The 16440-nt window shown below is 60.2% G+C and carries 14 protein-coding genes; 9 read left to right on the top strand and 5 right to left on the bottom strand.

Features of this window, described 5'->3' with window-relative positions; genetic code table 11:
• The first annotated feature begins 85 nt into the window (after positions 1 to 85).
• The 3 genes from GBC55_RS24715 (at position 86) to GBC55_RS24705 (ending at position 1770) form a co-directional block, all read left to right on the top strand.
• On the top strand, positions 86 to 379 hold the full coding sequence (locus GBC55_RS24715; protein ID WP_162440099.1) for a putative quinol monooxygenase: 294 nt from the start codon (positions 86 to 88) through the stop codon (positions 377 to 379).
• A 35-nt stretch (positions 380 to 414) separates the two neighbouring features.
• Complete coding sequence (locus GBC55_RS24710) at positions 415 to 1428, top strand: zinc-binding alcohol dehydrogenase family protein (protein WP_162440098.1); 1014 nt, start codon at positions 415 to 417, stop codon at positions 1426 to 1428.
• A 168-nt stretch (positions 1429 to 1596) separates the two neighbouring features.
• Positions 1597 to 1770 (top strand): hypothetical protein, encoded by a 174-nt coding sequence (locus tag GBC55_RS24705; RefSeq protein ID WP_178114337.1) that lies wholly within the window; start codon positions 1597 to 1599, stop codon positions 1768 to 1770.
• Between the two features lie 7 nt (positions 1771 to 1777).
• Here GBC55_RS24705 and GBC55_RS24700 read toward each other — a convergent pair whose 3' ends face one another.
• Positions 1778 to 2974: a multidrug effflux MFS transporter gene (locus GBC55_RS24700; protein WP_162440097.1), complete on the bottom strand. Its 1197-nt coding sequence runs from the start codon at positions 2972 to 2974 to the stop codon at positions 1778 to 1780.
• Between the two features lie 95 nt (positions 2975 to 3069).
• Entirely contained in the window at positions 3070 to 3267 is a 198-nt protein-coding gene (locus GBC55_RS24695; RefSeq protein ID WP_162440096.1) for a cation transporter, read from the bottom strand.
• A 150-nt stretch (positions 3268 to 3417) separates the two neighbouring features.
• Between GBC55_RS24695 and GBC55_RS24690 the strand changes: the two genes are divergently transcribed.
• The 3 genes from GBC55_RS24690 to cueR all read left to right on the top strand — a co-directional run bounded on the left by GBC55_RS24690 (position 3418) and on the right by cueR (position 6795).
• Complete coding sequence (locus tag GBC55_RS24690; protein WP_162440095.1) at positions 3418 to 3801, top strand: hypothetical protein; 384 nt, start codon at positions 3418 to 3420, stop codon at positions 3799 to 3801.
• A gap of 190 nt (positions 3802 to 3991) precedes the next feature.
• Positions 3992 to 6382 (top strand): heavy metal translocating P-type ATPase, encoded by a 2391-nt coding sequence (locus GBC55_RS24685; RefSeq protein WP_162440094.1) that lies wholly within the window; start codon positions 3992 to 3994, stop codon positions 6380 to 6382.
• The gene (gene cueR / locus GBC55_RS24680; protein ID WP_162440093.1) at positions 6382 to 6795 is read left to right on the top strand and encodes a Cu(I)-responsive transcriptional regulator; all 414 of its coding nucleotides are present in this window, start codon (positions 6382 to 6384) and stop codon (positions 6793 to 6795) included. Before GBC55_RS24685 ends, cueR begins: the two co-directional genes overlap by 1 nt.
• Here cueR and GBC55_RS24675 read toward each other — a convergent pair.
• Together GBC55_RS24675 and GBC55_RS24670 are read right to left on the bottom strand one after the other, a co-directional pair.
• Positions 6749 to 7966: an MFS transporter gene (locus GBC55_RS24675; protein WP_162440092.1), complete on the bottom strand. Its 1218-nt coding sequence runs from the start codon at positions 7964 to 7966 to the stop codon at positions 6749 to 6751. The genes cueR and GBC55_RS24675 overlap by 47 nt on opposite strands.
• Positions 7967 to 8109: 143 nt before the next feature.
• Positions 8110 to 9003: a PA4780 family RIO1-like protein kinase gene (locus GBC55_RS24670; RefSeq protein WP_162440091.1), complete on the bottom strand. Its 894-nt coding sequence runs from the start codon at positions 9001 to 9003 to the stop codon at positions 8110 to 8112.
• A 370-nt stretch (positions 9004 to 9373) separates the two neighbouring features.
• Between GBC55_RS24670 and GBC55_RS24665 the strand changes: the two genes are divergently transcribed.
• The gene (locus GBC55_RS24665) at positions 9374 to 11320 is read left to right on the top strand and encodes a methyl-accepting chemotaxis protein (RefSeq protein WP_162440090.1); all 1947 of its coding nucleotides are present in this window, start codon (positions 9374 to 9376) and stop codon (positions 11318 to 11320) included.
• Between the two features lie 116 nt (positions 11321 to 11436).
• On the opposite strand, the gene GBC55_RS24660 is transcribed toward GBC55_RS24665, so the two are convergent.
• Positions 11437 to 12714: an acetyl-CoA C-acetyltransferase gene (locus GBC55_RS24660; protein ID WP_162440089.1), complete on the bottom strand. Its 1278-nt coding sequence runs from the start codon at positions 12712 to 12714 to the stop codon at positions 11437 to 11439.
• Between the two features lie 353 nt (positions 12715 to 13067).
• Here GBC55_RS24660 and GBC55_RS24655 point away from each other — a divergent pair, with 353 nt between their 5' ends.
• Positions 13068 to 14420: a 3-oxoacyl-ACP reductase gene (locus GBC55_RS24655; RefSeq protein WP_162440088.1), complete on the top strand. Its 1353-nt coding sequence runs from the start codon at positions 13068 to 13070 to the stop codon at positions 14418 to 14420.
• A gap of 2 nt (positions 14421 to 14422) precedes the next feature.
• Entirely contained in the window at positions 14423 to 15277 is an 855-nt protein-coding gene (locus tag GBC55_RS24650) for a MaoC/PaaZ C-terminal domain-containing protein (RefSeq protein ID WP_162440087.1), read from the top strand.
• Positions 15278 to 16440 lie beyond the last annotated feature (1163 nt).

Raw genomic sequence — 16440 nt, 5'->3', positions numbered from 1 at the left:
GAGACTGCTCTTTTAGCGGGTTTTATCTTGTGTAGAAATAGCCAATCATCTGCCTCATCAAAAACAGCCCGTCCCGGAGTCGACCATGTCCCAGCCCTTTACCGCCATCGCCACCCTCATCGCCAAAGCGGGTCAGCAGGACGCCCTCGAAAAACATCTGCGCGCGTTGCTGGAACCGACCCGTGCCGAGGCGGGTTGCGGTCAATACGATCTGCACGTGGACCTCGCCAATCCGCAGGCCTTCTACATGATCGAAAAGTGGAGCAGCGACGAAGCGTTGCAGGCCCATGACGCCAGCGACCATATCCAGAATTTCCGCGCAACAGCCGGCGACCTGATCGAACACTTCGAACTCAAGCGCCTGGGTTTCGTGGCCTGAGTCCGTCTTTTATTACCCACTTTTTGGAGTTACCCATGAAAGCCATCGCCTACTACGCCTCACTGCCGATCACCGACGCCAAGTCCCTGCAAGACATCCAACTGCCAGAGCCCGTCGCCGGGCCGCGGGACCTGTTGGTGGAGGTCAAGGCCATCTCGGTCAATCCGGTGGACACCAAGGTCCGCCAGAACGTCCAGCCAGAAGAAGGCACGGCGAAAGTGCTGGGCTGGGACGTGGCAGGCGTGGTCAAGGCCGTCGGCAGTGAAGTGACCTTGTTCAAGGCCGGCGACAATGTGTTCTATGCAGGCTCCATTGCCCGCGCTGGCGGCAATAGCGAGCTGCACGTGGTGGACGAGCGGATCGTTGGCCATATGCCGACCACGTTGAGCTTCGCCGAATCAGCTGCCCTGCCGCTGACCGCCATCACTGCCTGGGAATTGCTCTTCGAACGCCTGCAGGTACGTGAAGGTAAAACCGACGAAGGCCAAAGCCTGATGATCGTCGGTGCTGCCGGCGGTGTCGGTTCGATCCTCACACAACTGGCCAGCCAATTGACCGGCTTGAAAGTGATCGGCACCGCCTCGCGCCCGGAAACTCAAAGCTGGGTGCGCGAGCTGGGGGCTGACTTGGTCATCGATCACAGTCAGCCGCTGAGCGAAGAGCTCAAGCGTGCAGGAGTCGAGTACGTCACCCACGTCGCCAGCCTGACCCAGACCGATGCTCATTTGGATCAACTGGTCGAAGCACTGGCGCCACAGGGGAAACTGGCGTTGATCGACGATCCGAAAGCACTGGATGTGACCAAGCTCAAGCGCAAGAGCCTGTCGCTGCACTGGGAGTTCATGTACACCCGCCCACTGTTCGAAACCGCGGACATGATCGAGCAGCACAAACTGCTCAACCGCATCGCTGAGCTGATCGACGCCGGTACGCTGAAAACCACGGTCGGCGAGCACTTCGGCACCATCAACGCGGCCAACTTGCGCCGCGCTCATGAATTGCTGGAAAGCGGCAAGTCCAAAGGCAAGATCGTGCTGGAAGGGTTCTAAAAATATAATTCAAAACATTGCGGCCTTGTGTGGATACGGCCACAGGCTGCTCTGTTCTGAACGTTCAAACCGTCAGTCCGAAGCTTGACCTTCGTCACAATTACGATCGTATTGAGGACTACAATCGGGTCTTCTGCGATGCAGTCTTTTACCGATAGGAGGTCAGCAATGAATATCCTGATAAAAGAAGTGGCCAAGTCCCAATGGCAAGTTCGTCTGGACCAGCACGCCGTGACATTCCGCAGCGAAGCTGAAGCGCTGGCCTTCACGCGCACACTCGAAGCGCGTCTGCACGCCCCTCATCAATTTCCCCAGAACCAGCCGCAGCGCGCGGCTGGTTGAGTCCGCCTCAGGCCTGAGCTTGCGCCAGCGCCCGGGCATTTTGCAGACGTCGGGTGAGCATTGCTGCACTCACCACCAGAATCCCGCACAAGCTGATGACCATGGCCATCGGCACGGCGGTGCCGTCGTACAAAATCCCCACCAGCGCTGCAGCCCCGGCGGCGACACTGAATTGCAGGCAACCGAGCAACGCTGACGCACTGCCAGCGCGAGCGCCCTGTCCATTCATCGCACACGCCGACGCGTTCGGGAGAATGCAGCCAAGACTGGCGATGCAGATAAACAGCGGAATCAGTAGCGGCCACAAGTGCTCGGTGTGCAGCGAGCTGACGGCCAACAGCGCCAGTCCGGCAGCCAGGTAGACCCACACGGCTCGTACCAGCAGGAACGCCGGACCACGCTTGGCCAACAACCGGGCATTCACCTGCGCGACCAGAATGAACCCCGCCGCATTGGTACCGAACAGCCAGCCGAAATGTTCGGGCGGCACGCCATAGAGCTTGATGAACACAAACGGAGAACCGGCGATGTAGGCAAACATCCCGGCGATCGCAATACCGCCGGTCAAGGCGTGGCCGAGGAACACCGGGGCCATCAACAAACGACCGTACTGGCGTAATGCACCTGACAACGGTTGCCGCGGCAGGTGAGCGGGCATGCTCTCCGGCAAGCCAAGCGCCACAGCCAATGCCGCCAGCGCACTGAAACCGGTGAGCACCAGGAATATCGACTGCCAGCCCGTGGTATTAACCAGCAATCCGCCCAGCATCGGCGCGAGAATCGGTGCCAGGCCCATCACCAGCATCAGCTGTGAAAAGACTTTTGCCGAGCCCACCGCATCGCATTTGTCGCTGACGATCGCCCGCGAAATTACCATCCCCGCGCACCCACCCAAGGCCTGGATAAAGCGCGCGCCCATCAGCCATTCAAGATTCGGTGCGAAGGCACAAGCCAGCGAGGCAAGGGTAAACAGGACGACACCGCTCAACAAAGGAATGCGGCGCCCAAACCGATCCGCTATCGGACCGTAGACCAGTTGACCAATAGACAAGCCAAGGAAGTAGGCCGCCAGCGTCAACTGCACATGCTGCTCATCGGTGCCGAAAGCCAAAGCCATCGCCGGGAAAGCAGGCAAGTAAAAATCGATCGCCAGCGGCCCGAAAGCGCTCAGGGCGCCAAGTATCAAAATGCTACGGAAATTCATCAGGCATCCAGTGGGACAAGAAAGCAACAGCCCCACAGTCTAGCTGCGCATGGACGCCTTGAACATTCCGATAGGTCGCTAACTAATAAAAAGCCTCAGGCGACTTTCACCTCATAGCCCTCTTCAGTGATCGCGCCGATCACCTGCTCGACTGACAAGGCGCTCTCAACCCCGACTTCTTTTGCCGCCAGATCAATGCGCACGCTCGCTGCCGGATCCTTCGCTTGCAAGGCCTGGGTGATGGTTTTGACGCAGTGACCGCAGGACATGCCTTGAACGTTGAATACTTGCATGGGATGACTCCTGTAGATGAGGTTTGACGGCAGTCTCAAGCTTGCCACCATGACAAGGTCAAGTTCTGAAATCATCGGCCGGGCTGGCATTCGCTGCCGCGCTCGGCCAAGCTGCGTACATCAATGACTTCGACATCAGGAGATTCAGCCATGCGCTGGTCAGCTCTCAGCCTGTTTGGCTTTCTCAGCCTCTTCGCCGCCGCGCCTTCGGTCTACGCCGCTGGGGAGGACTACGGAGTGCTGATCATTTCCCGCGAGCGCCTGGAAGTGTCGACTAACTGCGAAATCGGCGTTTATCTCCAGGATCAGCTGTCCGCGCGACTGTTTCAGGAACAAAGCACTTCATTCAACCTGCCACCGGGCGATGTGTCCCTGCGCCTCAAACTGCTGCCAGGCCAGGCACCGGGGTGCAATCCGGGCATGCTCGCACCGGGATCGCAGACCATCACGCTGAAGGCCGGTGATGTGTTGAAGTTCCGCATTGCGATGACGCAGGAAGGGATGTACCTCAAACCCGCCGCACTAGGTTATTGACGGCCCCCTGTAGGAGCAAAAATTGCTCGCGATGCAGCCGCCACGGTCATCCAGAAGACCGCGTCATCGTTCATCGCGAGCAAGCGGTACTCCCACAGGTTATGGATTACGGGTCGGGGCTAATTGGCGCTTGACCTTGCCAGCATGTCAAGGTTGATCCTGTAGTCATCCACTACAGGGAGCGTTACCCATGTCCGAATCCACTACGTTCGATCTGCCGATCGCCGGCATGACCTGCGCCAGTTGCGCGGGGCGCGTCGAGCGCGCTTTGAGCAAAGTCGTCGGCGCCACGGCTGTCAGTGTCAATCTCGCCACGGAACAGGCTAGGATCCAGGCACCCAGTGACAGCCTGCCGGCCCTGATGGACGCCGTGCACAAAGCCGGTTACAGCGTGCCGCAACAGAGCATTGAACTGAGCATCGACGGCATGACCTGCGCATCGTGCGTCGGCCGGGTCGAGCGTGCGCTGGCCAAGGTGCCCGGCGTGAAAAGCGTCAGCGTCAACCTGGCCAACGAACGCGCCCACCTCGAATTACTCGGCCAGGTTGATCCGCAAACCTTGATCGCGGCGGTGGACAAGGCTGGTTATTCCGCCAGCGTCTGGGAAGTCGAACACCCGACTGCCGACAATCAACAACAGCGCCTGCACCGTGAGCGCTGGATATTGATCATGGCCCTCATCCTTGCCCTGCCGCTGGTCTTGCCGATGCTGCTGCAACCCTTCGGTGTGCACTGGATGCTCCCGGCCTGGGCGCAATTCATGCTGGCCACCCCGGTGCAATTCATTTTCGGTGCTCGATTTTATGTCGCCGCCTGGAAAGCCGTGCGCGCCGGCGCGGGCAACATGGACCTGTTGGTCGCCCTGGGCACCAGCGCCGGTTATGGCCTGAGTATTTATGAATGGGCCACTGCCGCCGGGCGCATGCCGCACCTGTACTTCGAGGCCTCGGCGGTGGTGATCGCCTTGGTCCTGCTGGGCAAGTACCTGGAAAGCCGCGCCAAGCGCCAGACCGCCTCCGCTATCCGCGCCCTCGAAGCCCTGCGTCCGGAACGAGCGATTCAGGTGATCGATGGCCGCGAGCTCGACGTCGCCATCAGCGCCCTGCGCCTCAATGATCTGGTGATGGTCAAACCCGGTGAACGCTTCCCCGTGGACGGTGAAGTGGTTGAAGGCCAGAGCCACGCGGACGAAGCGTTGATCAGCGGCGAAAGCCTGCCCGTCCCCAAGCAACCCGGCGACAAGGTTACCGGCGGCGCGATCAATGGCGAAGGTCGGTTGTTGGTTCGCACTCAGGCGCTGGGCGCCGAAACCGTATTGGCGCGCATCATCCGCCTGGTCGAAGACGCGCAAGCCGCGAAAGCGCCGATCCAGAAACTGGTGGATAAAGTCAGTCAGGTATTCGTGCCCACGGTCCTGCTGATTGCGTTGGCAACGCTGATCGGTTGGTGGCTTTACGGCGCACCGATTGAAACGGCGCTGATCAATGCCGTCGCCGTCATGGTCATCGCTTGCCCCTGTGCCTTGGGCCTGGCGACACCGACTGCAATCATGGCAGGCACCGGCGTCGCGGCGCGCCACGGGATTTTGATCAAGGATGCCGAAGCGCTGGAGCGTGCCCATGAAGTCAGCGCCGTGGTGTTCGACAAGACCGGCACGTTGACCTCAGGTACACCGCGTATCGCTCACCTGAGCGCCGTCGAGGGCGACGAGAATGCCTTGCTGCAAAACGCTGGCGCCCTGCAACGAGGCAGTGAGCATCCACTGGCCAAAGCCGTGCTGGATGCCTGCACCGAGCGCGACCTGACGGTCGCCGACGTCACCGACAGCCAGTCCCTGACCGGGCGCGGCATTGCCGGCACGCTTGATGGTCGTCGGTTGGCGCTGGGCAATCGTCGCCTGCTCGAAGAAAGTGGTTTGAACACAGGTTCGCTGGCCGAGTCGGCAAGCGCCTGGGAAACCGAAGGCCGGACGTTGTCATGGTTGATCGAGCAAAGCCCCGAGCCCAAAGTGCTTGGTCTGTTCGCATTCGGTGACACGCTCAAACCCGGTGCGCTGCAAGCTGTGCAACAACTCAGCGCACGAAACATCAGCAGCCACCTGTTGACCGGCGACAACCGCGGCAGCGCCAAAGTGGTCGCTGAAGCGCTGGGCATCACCGATGTGCACGCCGAAGTTCTGCCAGCGGACAAAGCGGCCACTGTCGCCGAACTCAAAAAAACCGGCGTGGTGGCGATGGTCGGCGACGGCATCAACGACGCACCGGCCTTGGCCGCAGCCGACATCGGCATTGCCATGGGCGGCGGCACCGACGTGGCCATGCACGCAGCGGGAATCACCCTGATGCGCGGTGATCCGCGACTGATACCGGCGGCACTTGAGATCAGCCGCAAAACCTACGCGAAAATCCGGCAGAATCTGTTCTGGGCCTTTGTTTACAACCTGATCGGCATTCCTCTGGCGGCGTTCGGCTTTCTCAATCCGGTACTGGCGGGTGCGGCCATGGCACTGTCGAGCGTCAGCGTGGTGAGCAATGCGCTACTGTTGAAGACCTGGAAACCCAAGGACCTGGAGGACAATTGATGAACATCGGCCAAGCAGCCCGCCGCAGCGGTCTGAGCGCAAAGATGATCCGTTACTACGAGTCCATCGGCTTGCTCAAGGCCGCCCATCGCACCGACAGCGGTTACCGCGTCTACGGCGATGACGACCTGCACACGCTGGCATTCATCAAGCGCTCACGAGACCTTGGATTTTCACTGGAAGAGGTCGGCAAGCTGCTGACCCTTTGGCAAGACCGCCAACGCGCCAGCGCCGATGTGAAGGCCCTGGCCCGCCAGCACATCGAAGAGTTGAACCAGAAGATCTTCGAACTGGGCCAGTTGCGCGACACCCTGCAGGATCTGGTCGAGCACTGTCAGGGCGACCAACGCCCCGACTGTCCGATTCTCAAGAGCCTGGCGTCGGGTTGCTGCGCCGAGCCTGCCCATTCCTGATCGACAGCCCCTTCACCACCAACAAAGTGGTGAGGGGAGTGCCGTGGAACAGCAACACCACCGCACCGGGTGTCCACCACGAATAGAACGGCGCGGCGATCAGCATGCCGATGCCGAAACCGGTCATTTGCAGCAGCGTCAGAAAGCTGAAAATCGGCAGGCGCAGATGCTCCGGCTCCCGCTGCAGGCGCGACATCAGTCCGACTTCCGAAAAACCATCCCCCAACCCCGCCGGCAGCGAAAACAGCAGCAGGCCATACAGGGTCTGCTGCTGGAACATCAGGATGAAACCGCAGGACATGAGCAACACGCCGAAGAAAAACCGGCGCTCCAGGTTGATGTTGTCCGAGCCCTTCAGGCGGCTGGCGATGCGCGCACCGATGAACTTGCCGCTGGCCCAGACCGCCAGCATCAGGCCCAAGGTGGTGCTGGCCGACTCAGGGGTCAGCAGTTTTGAAATGATTGGAAAGCCTACGTTGTGTGCGGCACTGCCCAAGGTATCGGCCATGGTGACGGCGAGCATGGCCGCCACCACAGGCGTACCGCGCAGGCCCTGGCGCAAGGCTGGCCATTCACCCTTTCCGTGAGTTGTCCCGGCGTCAGGGGCTTGCGTGGAAAACCGCAGCGGCACGATAAACAGCGCCGCCAGCAGATACGTGACGACGTTCAACGCAAAGACCGTTTCAAAACCAAACGCTGCCACTAACAAGCCGGCCACCAGACTGCCTGCAACCATGGCCGCTGACGAGGCAGACGTAATCCAGGCGTTGGTCTTGAGCAACTGTTCGCTTTTGATCAGGTTGGGTAGCTGGCTGTTAAGGCCTATGGCGAACATCGAGTTGCCAAACCCCAGACCGAAGGCAATGACCGGCAACAGCAGCGCTTGCTGGGCAACCGGCAGTACCAGCAACAGACCCAGCAATCCTGCCCGCAACAGATCAAAAACAATCAACGGCATCCGCCCGGCCCAACGGCGATAAAACGCAGTGCCGATCAGGCTGGCGAACACCCCCCCGGCCACTCGGCTGGCGAGAAAAATGCCAACGCTCATGGGGCTGTTGCTGAGCAGATAAACGTAGGTGGCCAGGGCGACCATGTTGAGAAAGGCCCCGAAGTCCGAGACCAGACGGGCACTGACAATGAGCCGGGCATTGCGGGTGGAGGTGTTCACATTCAGTCCTGTAGGAGCTGCCGGAGGCTGCGATCTTTTGATCTCGCTTTGGATCCAACAAAAGATCACAGGCTTCGTAAATTTCTACAAGACAATACGCACCCACAAAAAACCCGACTTGCGCCGGGTTTTTCGTCAACCGATCACTGCATCCAGGGTGGAGGCGGTTCTTCGGTTTTGCTGGGGGGTGCATCATCCGCCGCGCGCACCGCTTGCTTGCGCTCTTCATCCAGGCGTGCCGCCTCGATCTCGCGAATGACCCCGCCCACGTCGGCCAACTCTTCCGGCTCATCAAACTCACCGGTCAGGATACTGGCCGGGTGCAAGGTGCCGGCTTCATACAACGCCCACATTTCCTTGGCGAACTTGGTCTTTTTCAACTCCGGCGCAAACCGCCCGAAGTAAGAAGCCATGTTGCCCACGTCCCGCTCCAGCATGTTGAACGCGTGGTTATTACCCGCTGCGTCTACCGCTTGAGGCAAGTCGATGATCACCGGGCCGGTCGGGGTCAGCAGTACGTTGAACTCGGACAGGTCACCGTGCACCAGACCGGTACACAACATCAGCACGATCTGCGAAATCAGAAACGCGTGATACTCGCGCGCCTGGTCCGGCTCCAACACCACGTCGTTCAAACGGGGTGCGGCATCGCCGTACTCATCGGCAACCAGTTCCATCAACAGCACGCCTTCCAGGAAGTCGTAGGGCTTGGGCACCCGGACGCCGGCACCGGCCAGACGAAACAGCGCCGCCACTTCGGCGTTCTGCCAGGCGTCTTCGGTTTCTTTCTTGCCGAACTTGGAACCCTTGGCCATCGCCCGGGCCTGACGGCTGTTGCGTACCTTGCGGCCTTCCTGATACTCGGCCGCCTGGCGGAAACTTCGTTTATTCGCCTCCTTGTAGACCTTCGCGCAACGTAACTCGTTGCCGCAGCGCACCACATAAACAGCTGCTTCTTTACCACTCATGAGTGGGCGCAGCACCTCGTCGACCAGACCGTCCTCGATCAGGGGTTCAATGCGTTTTGGAGTCTTCATCAGCTTTTATTGTGGGTCCTTTATTACCAAACACGCGAAAGTCATTCGTTATACGGCAATCCACTCGCCGGTGGGAGGGGTTGCCGACCTATGAACGTTCCTATTTACCGCAAGACTTACCGCAGGCTGTACCGCAAGAAGCACACAATGTGCCGGATAAATCTGACAACCCTACGGTTATCGGCCGCCGAAGATCATAGCTCAAGTGCAAGCAAGGGCCTTTAGCACAGACGTTAAGTTCGAGCGCTCGTTCCTTCACAGGATATTTCCCCCATCCCCTCAATTTCCGCCGCTCATGGCCGATCTCTTTAGAGACAAACATTTTGTCCGACAATCGGATCAACAACGCCACTGACAATCCGGAGCGCGGATGAACATAAAACAAAAATTGACCTGGGCGTTTGCAGTCATTGCCTGCGTACCGGTGATCGTGGTCGCCACACTGGTGGTGCTGAACCTGCGCAGCGATGCGAAAAACGAATTCATTGACGGCAGCGGTCGCGAAATCCGCCAGGTCAGCAACGCCATGCAGCTGTTTTTCGAAGGCATCAGCCAGAACGTTGATTACCTGGCCGCCCAACCGCTGGTCAAAGCGGCGGACGCCAGCGTGAAAAGTCGGGTCGGCGCCAATGCCGGGGACCTGCCGGACAGCGAGCTCGACAAGCAACTGTTCGACCTGTTCGCCAGCCTGGCCGCCAGCCACCCGGCGTACGCCTATGTGTCGTACGGCATGAGCAACGGCGCCTACGCGTTCTGGCCGGGTGATCCGAAAATGTCCAACTACGACCCGCGTGTTCGTCCCTGGTACAAAACCGCCATGGCCAACCCCGGCAAGACCCTGCGCACCGAGGCCTATTACTGGGCCGGCGATGACGCCGTGCTGGTCAGCACCGTGCGTGCAGTCGCCAATCAGCTTGGTGCGCAGGGCGGCGTGGTGAACATCGACGTCTCGCTCAAGCAGCTCACCGAAATCGTCAAGCAGATCAAACTCGGTGAAACCGGCTACCTGATGCTGATGGAGAACAACGGCACCGTACTGGTCGATCCGAAGCAGCCGGAACACAACTTCAAGGCACTGAACAGCCTCGGCGATGGCTACGCGCAATTGGCCAAGGCCGGCAAAGGCCTGGTGGAAGTCGAGCTGAACGGCGAGCGCTACATGGCCAACGTCTGGCCGTCGGAGCAACTGGGCTGGACGTTTGTCGGCCTGATCAAACAAGCCGACGTGATGAGCGCGGCTACCCAACTGACCTGGCTGATCGCGATCATCGCTGCCGTACTGGCTGTATTCTTCGCCGTCGTCGGCGCCAGTTTCGCCAGCCTTATCGTGCGTCCGATCCGCAGCGTCGCCAGCGGCCTGGAAGGCATTGCCCAAGGTGAAGGCGACCTGACCAAAAATCTCGACGTCCGTGGCAAGGACGAAACCGCGCAACTGGCGAGCTGGTTCAACCAGTTCCTGGCGGCCATTCGTACGCTGATCCAAAGCATCGGCGGCGCCGCCACCAAGATCCTCGCCACGTCCCAGAGCTCGACCCGGGTCTCCAGTGACATGGCCGAAGCCGCCGGACGTCAGCGTGAAGCCGTGGACATGGTGTCCACCGCCTTCCACGAAATGGTCGCCACCGCCAACGAAGTGGCCCGCTCTTGCAGCCAGGCCGCAGAGTCGGCGGACAGTGGCCAGCGTCAGGCCCGCGAAGGTCAGCAACAAATCGATGCAGCGGTCACCAGCGTTGATCGCCTGAGCCAGGAAATCGAACAGTCCGCCCAATCGATGCAACAGCTTGAGCGCGACAGCAACGACATTCAGTCGATCCTCGGCACCATTCGTTCGATTGCTGAACAGACCAACCTTCTGGCTCTGAACGCGGCCATCGAAGCGGCGCGGGCAGGCGAACAAGGACGCGGCTTCGCGGTGGTGGCGGATGAAGTCCGGGCGCTGGCCAAACGCACCGCCGACTCCACCGCAGAAATCGACGGTTTGCTAGGTAACCTTGCCAAGCGCACCAGCCAGGTCACCCAGCAGATGCATGCGAGCCTGGAGGTATCTCAACAATCGGTCAGCCGTATCGGTGAAGCCCGCAGCAGCTTCGGGTTGATTCGCGAATCGGTCGACGTGATTCGCGACATGAACACGCAGATTGCAACCGCGGCGGAAGAACAGCATCAGGTGGCTGAAGACATCAACCGGCACATCAGCCAGATTCATGGCGATGCGCAGCTGGTGGCCGATCTTGCGAACTCGGCGCGGGTCGATTCGCAGAGCCTGGCGGGCTTGTCGAATGAGCTGGACGGATTAGTTCGGCGGTTCAGAACGTAAGATCAAAGATCAAGAGATCGCAGCCTACGGCAGCTCCTACAGTGAAATGCAGACCATCCTGTAGGAGCTGTCGAGTGAAACGAGGCTGCGATCTTTTAAAGAGATACCCCCCATTCTCAACGCTCGATAATCGCGGTAACCCCCTGCCCACCCGCCGCACAAATCGACACTAACCCACGCCCCTTGCCCGCTGCATCCAGCAACTTCGCCAGGTTGGCAACAATACGCCCGCCAGTCGCAGCAAACGGATGCCCGGCGGCCAATGAGCTGCCTTTGACGTTGAGTCGGCTACGGTCGATAGCGCCCAGCGGCGCGTCGAGGCCGAGGCGGGTTTTGCAGTACTCCGGATCTTCCCAGGCCTTCAATGTGCAGAGCACCTGCGCAGCGAATGCTTCGTGGATTTCGTAGTAATCGAAATCCTGCAGCGTCAGGCCATTGCGCGCCAGCAAGCGCGGCACGGCATACACCGGCGCCATCAGCAAACCTTCCGCGCCATTGACGAAATCCACCGCCGCCGCTTCGCCGTCCCGTAGATACGCAAGAATCGGCAAGCCACGTTCCTTCGCCCATTCTTCACTGCCCAGCAGCACCAGCGATGCGCCATCGGTGAGGGGCGTGGAGTTGCCCGCCGTCAGCGTACCCTTGGCGCTTTTCTCGAACGCAGGCTTCAACGCGGCGAGTTTTTCCAGGGTCAGGTCCGGGCGTAAATTGTTATCGCGCGTCAGTCCAAGAAACGGCGTCATCAGGTCGTTGTGCCAGCCTTCGGTGTAGGACGCGGCCAGTTTGTGATGACTCTCCAGCGCCAACTGATCCTGTTCTTCCCGAGGGATGTTCCAGGTCTGCGCCATCAACTCGCAATGTTGCCCCATGGACAACCCGGTGCGCGGTTCGCCGTTGCGAGGAAACTCGGGGATCAGGTGTTTGGGACGCAGTTGCAGAAAGGTTTTCAGCTTGTCGCCAGTGGTCTTGGCGCGATTGGCCTGCAGCAGAATTTTGCGCAACCCCTCACTGACGCTGATCGGCGCATCGGACGTGGTGTCGACGCCACCGGCAATGCCGCAATCGATCTGACCCAAGGCAATCTTGTTAGCGACCAGCAGCGCCGCTTCCAGTCCCGTGCCGCATGCTTGCTGGATGTCATAGGCCGGGGTGAGGGGCGACAGTCGCGAACCGAGCACACATTCGCGCGTCAGGTTCATATCTCGTGACAATTTCAGTACAGCTCCCGCAACCACTTCGCCAATGCGCAGCCCATGCAGGTTGTAACGCTCGATCAGCCCCTCAAGCGCTGCCGTGAGCATCGCCTGATTGCTGGCCGTGGCGTATGGCCCGTTGGAGCGGGCGAAGGGAATTCGGTTACCGCCGATGATCGCGACGCGGCGCAGCTGAGTCATGAAAAGCTCCTGATGAAATTTTTTGAAACCAAACCGTTGCCCATGTGGCGGCGGGCTTGTGGCGAGGGGACTTGTCCCCGTTGGACTGCGCAGCAGTCCCGAACTTTAGCGATTGGTGTGTCAGGTACAACAGACTCAAAATCGGGTCGCTTCGCAACCCAACGGGGACAAGTCCCCTCGCCACAAAGGCTCACTCCCACAGGGGATGCATTTCAATTGGCGACGTGCTTTCTCCTGAAAGTCCTGCAACACACTAATCTGCTGTGATCAAGCGTAGGCCTTATCTCGTGGATCGAACGACTGATCGCCATTCGTGGTCCACACTTTGAACCCCAGCTACTGGAGAGCGTTCCATGTCTGACCGCTATATCGACTTCGCCAATTCGTCCATCGGCCATCGTCTGGTCGGTGCCATGGGTCTGCCGGCTCCCGTCCGCCTTGAGCGCTGGCAAGCGGGCCGACTGCGGCCTGTGGAAGGGGCACTGTTGATTGGCGGCGGCCCGCTGACAGCGAAAATCAACGCCTTCGCCAACCGTCTGACCGACGCGATCTATAGCTACGGCACCGAGCCTTCAACGGCCACCGCGTGGATTCCCGGCCACGGCCCAAAACTCAAGGCCGTGGTGTTCGACGCCAGTGATCTGGTGCACACCGATGAGCTAAAACAGCTACGCGAGTTTTTCCAGCCACTGATGAAAAACCTCGACCACAGCGCCCACCTGGTTATCCTCGGTCGTGCCCCCCAGAGCCTGAGCGACCCGTTCGCCGCCAGTGCCCAACGTGCCCTGGAGGGTTTCAGTCGATCCCTGGCCAAGGAACTGCGCAGCGGCGGCACCCTGCAACTCATCTACGTAGGCGAAGGCGCCGAGGATCAGCTCGAAGGTCCGCTGCGGTTTTTCCTCTCACCTAAAAGCGCCTTCGTGTCCGGCCAGGTCATACGCTTGAACGCCTGCGACACCCCCGTGACAGACTGGACCCGACCGCTGGCAGGACGCAAAGCACTGGTGACCGGCGCGGCACGCGGGATCGGCGCCTCCATTGCCGAAACTCTGGCCCGTGACGGTGCCGACGTCGTGTTGCTCGACGTCCCCCCGGCAAAAACCGATCTCGAAGCCCTCGCCGCACGCCTCGGTGGACGCAGCATCACCCTGGATATCTGCGCCGAAGATGCCGCCGCACAGTTAATCGAACAACTGCCCGATGGCATCGACATCGTGGTGCACAACGCGGGCATCACCCGGGATAAAACCCTGGCCAACATGACGCCGGAATTCTGGGACGCGGTGCTCGCGGTCAACCTCAACGCGCCACAAGTCCTGACCAAAGCATTGCTCGACAGCGGCACCCTGCGCGACAACGCACGCGTGATCCTGCTTGCGTCCATCAGCGGCATCGCCGGCAATCGCGGGCAAACCAACTACGCGGCCAGCAAGGCCGGATTGATCGGACTTGCCGAAGCCTGGGCGCCGCTGCTCAGTGAACGCGGCATCAGCATCAACGCCGTGGCACCGGGCTTTATCGAAACCCAGATGACCGCCCACATCCCCTTCGCCCTGCGCGAAGCCGGACGGCGCATGAGCTCGCTGGGCCAGGGCGGTCTGCCGCAAGACGTCGCCGAAGCGGTCGCCTGGCTGGCGCAACCCGGCACTGGCGCGTTCACCGGACAAGCATTGCGCGTCTGCGGGCAAAGCGTTTTGGGGGCATAGTCATGATCACCGATTGGCACACACTCAACAGCGAACCTGGCCTGTCCGAGCTGTATGTAAGGGCGGCGACACGACGCAAAATTACCGGCACCACCCTCCCCGACTCGGGACTGCGCTGCTGGGTCGATGTCGATCAGAAACGGTTGGCGGCTTATCGCAACGTCTGCGGATTCACCGACAACGCTCTATTACCGCCGACCTACCCGCACATCCTCGCGTTCGCCTTGCAGATGCAACTCCTCACCGCCAAGGAATTCCCGTTCCCGCTGCTCGGCTTGATCCACCTGAGCAACCGCATTCGCGTGTTGCGCCCAATGGGCGGCGTAGGCCGCGTGCGAGTCAGCGTACAAGTACAGAACCTGCAACCTCACGCCAAAGGCGCAACCTTTGACGTCGTTACAACCCTGGACGATCAACTGGGGCCGTTGTGGGAAGCCGAAAGCCAAATGCTGTGTCGCGGCGTCAAGCTCGAGGGCGAACCGGTTGAAGACGTACTGACACCGTCATTGACCATGACCCAAGTGGCCCAATGGAAAGCCCCCGCCGACATCGGCCGGCAATACGCCAAAGTCTCCGGCGACTACAACCCCATCCACCTCAGCGCCGTCAGCGCCAAACTCTTCGGCTTCCCGACCGCCATCGCCCACGGCTTGTGGAACAAGGCACGCGCCCTCGCAGCACTCGCCGATCACCTGCCCACAGCGAACGTCGAAATCGCCGTGCAATTCAGGAAACCGGTGCGACTGCCCAGCGAAGTGACACTCCTGGCGAGCCCGGCGGGTTCCAGTGGAGATTTTCAGTTACTGGGCACGGGGGATCTTGAGCACATGGTTGGGCATTGGCGACCGGTTGCATGAAGATCAAATCGATGCAGTGAGAGGTGGAGTTTTTTTCCGGAAGTCATTCGAGCCTGATCAATCGCCATCGCGAGCAGGCTCACTCCTACAGGGGATTGAGTACATTCGCGAAATCAGGTCGGCTGTTCGGGCGCCATCGCGGGCGAGCCTTGCTCCCACAATGGGTCGAGTACATACGCGAAATCAGGTCGGCTGTCAGGCCGCCATCGCTGGCAAGCCAGCTCCCACAGTGGATCTGGTGCATCAGTGGGATCAGTTTGCCTCTCAGCCCCCCTTCATCAAAACACCGCCAGCAACTCGCCGGCGCCCCTCACCACTCAAGGCCGAGCGTTAGCTCGCCGTCGCCCTTCACCACTCAAGGTCGAGCGTTAGCTCGCCTGCAAGCTTTTGATCTTGATCTGGCTTTTGATCTACCCGCCCCTTCGGGAGGCCGAGTGGAGGTGTTCATCTGGGGGTCAGGCGCGAAGCGCCGTGCGGCGAAGCCGCACACATCGAGAGGAGGTCGTCGCGAAGCAGACCGTAGGCGATGCCCCCAGATGAATACCGGAGCGAGGGAACACCGAGCCTAAGCGAGGTGCCGTACGCCGGGGCGAGCCTTTTTGGGTACTTTTTTGGCGTTTGAAAAAAGTGCCTCGCCGTAAGGGCGAAACCCCAAGCCGCCGTTACCGCAGAAACGGATATACACCCCACCCAACACCCCATGGTCGGCCCACAGGCCGCCACGCCCAAATTACAACTATCACTAAGGTTTTTGAACCAACAAAAACCACAACAACCCATTGATTTAAATAGACAAATATCAACCAGAAAACCACCAGTACAAAGCATTAATACAAAGAAGAGAATGGCATTTCAGAGCCCTAACACCTGTCATGCAAACAACGGACGAAGACACTGCCGGCACCAGAAACCGTCAGGCCATCGAAGACAACAAACGTTGGTGCAAGGAATACCCCCATGACCACAAACATCTGGCGCACATCAGCAATCGCAATAGCCCTCTCCCTCACCGTAGGCCTAAGCGCCTGCAGCAGCGGCGGTGGCGGCCACCACAGCAGCTCCGACAGCTCATCCCCTGACAGCGCAGCAGGCGCAGGAGGCTCAGGCGACTCAGCCGGCACTGGCGGATCAGGTGGATCCAGCGGCGACACCGCAGGCACAGG

Source organism: Pseudomonas sp. TNT3, from assembly GCF_010095445.2.
Taxonomy (GTDB): domain Bacteria; phylum Pseudomonadota; class Gammaproteobacteria; order Pseudomonadales; family Pseudomonadaceae; genus Aquipseudomonas.
The sequence above is the reverse complement of the archived record's forward strand: the minus strand, read 5'-3'. Positions and strand labels throughout refer to the sequence as shown.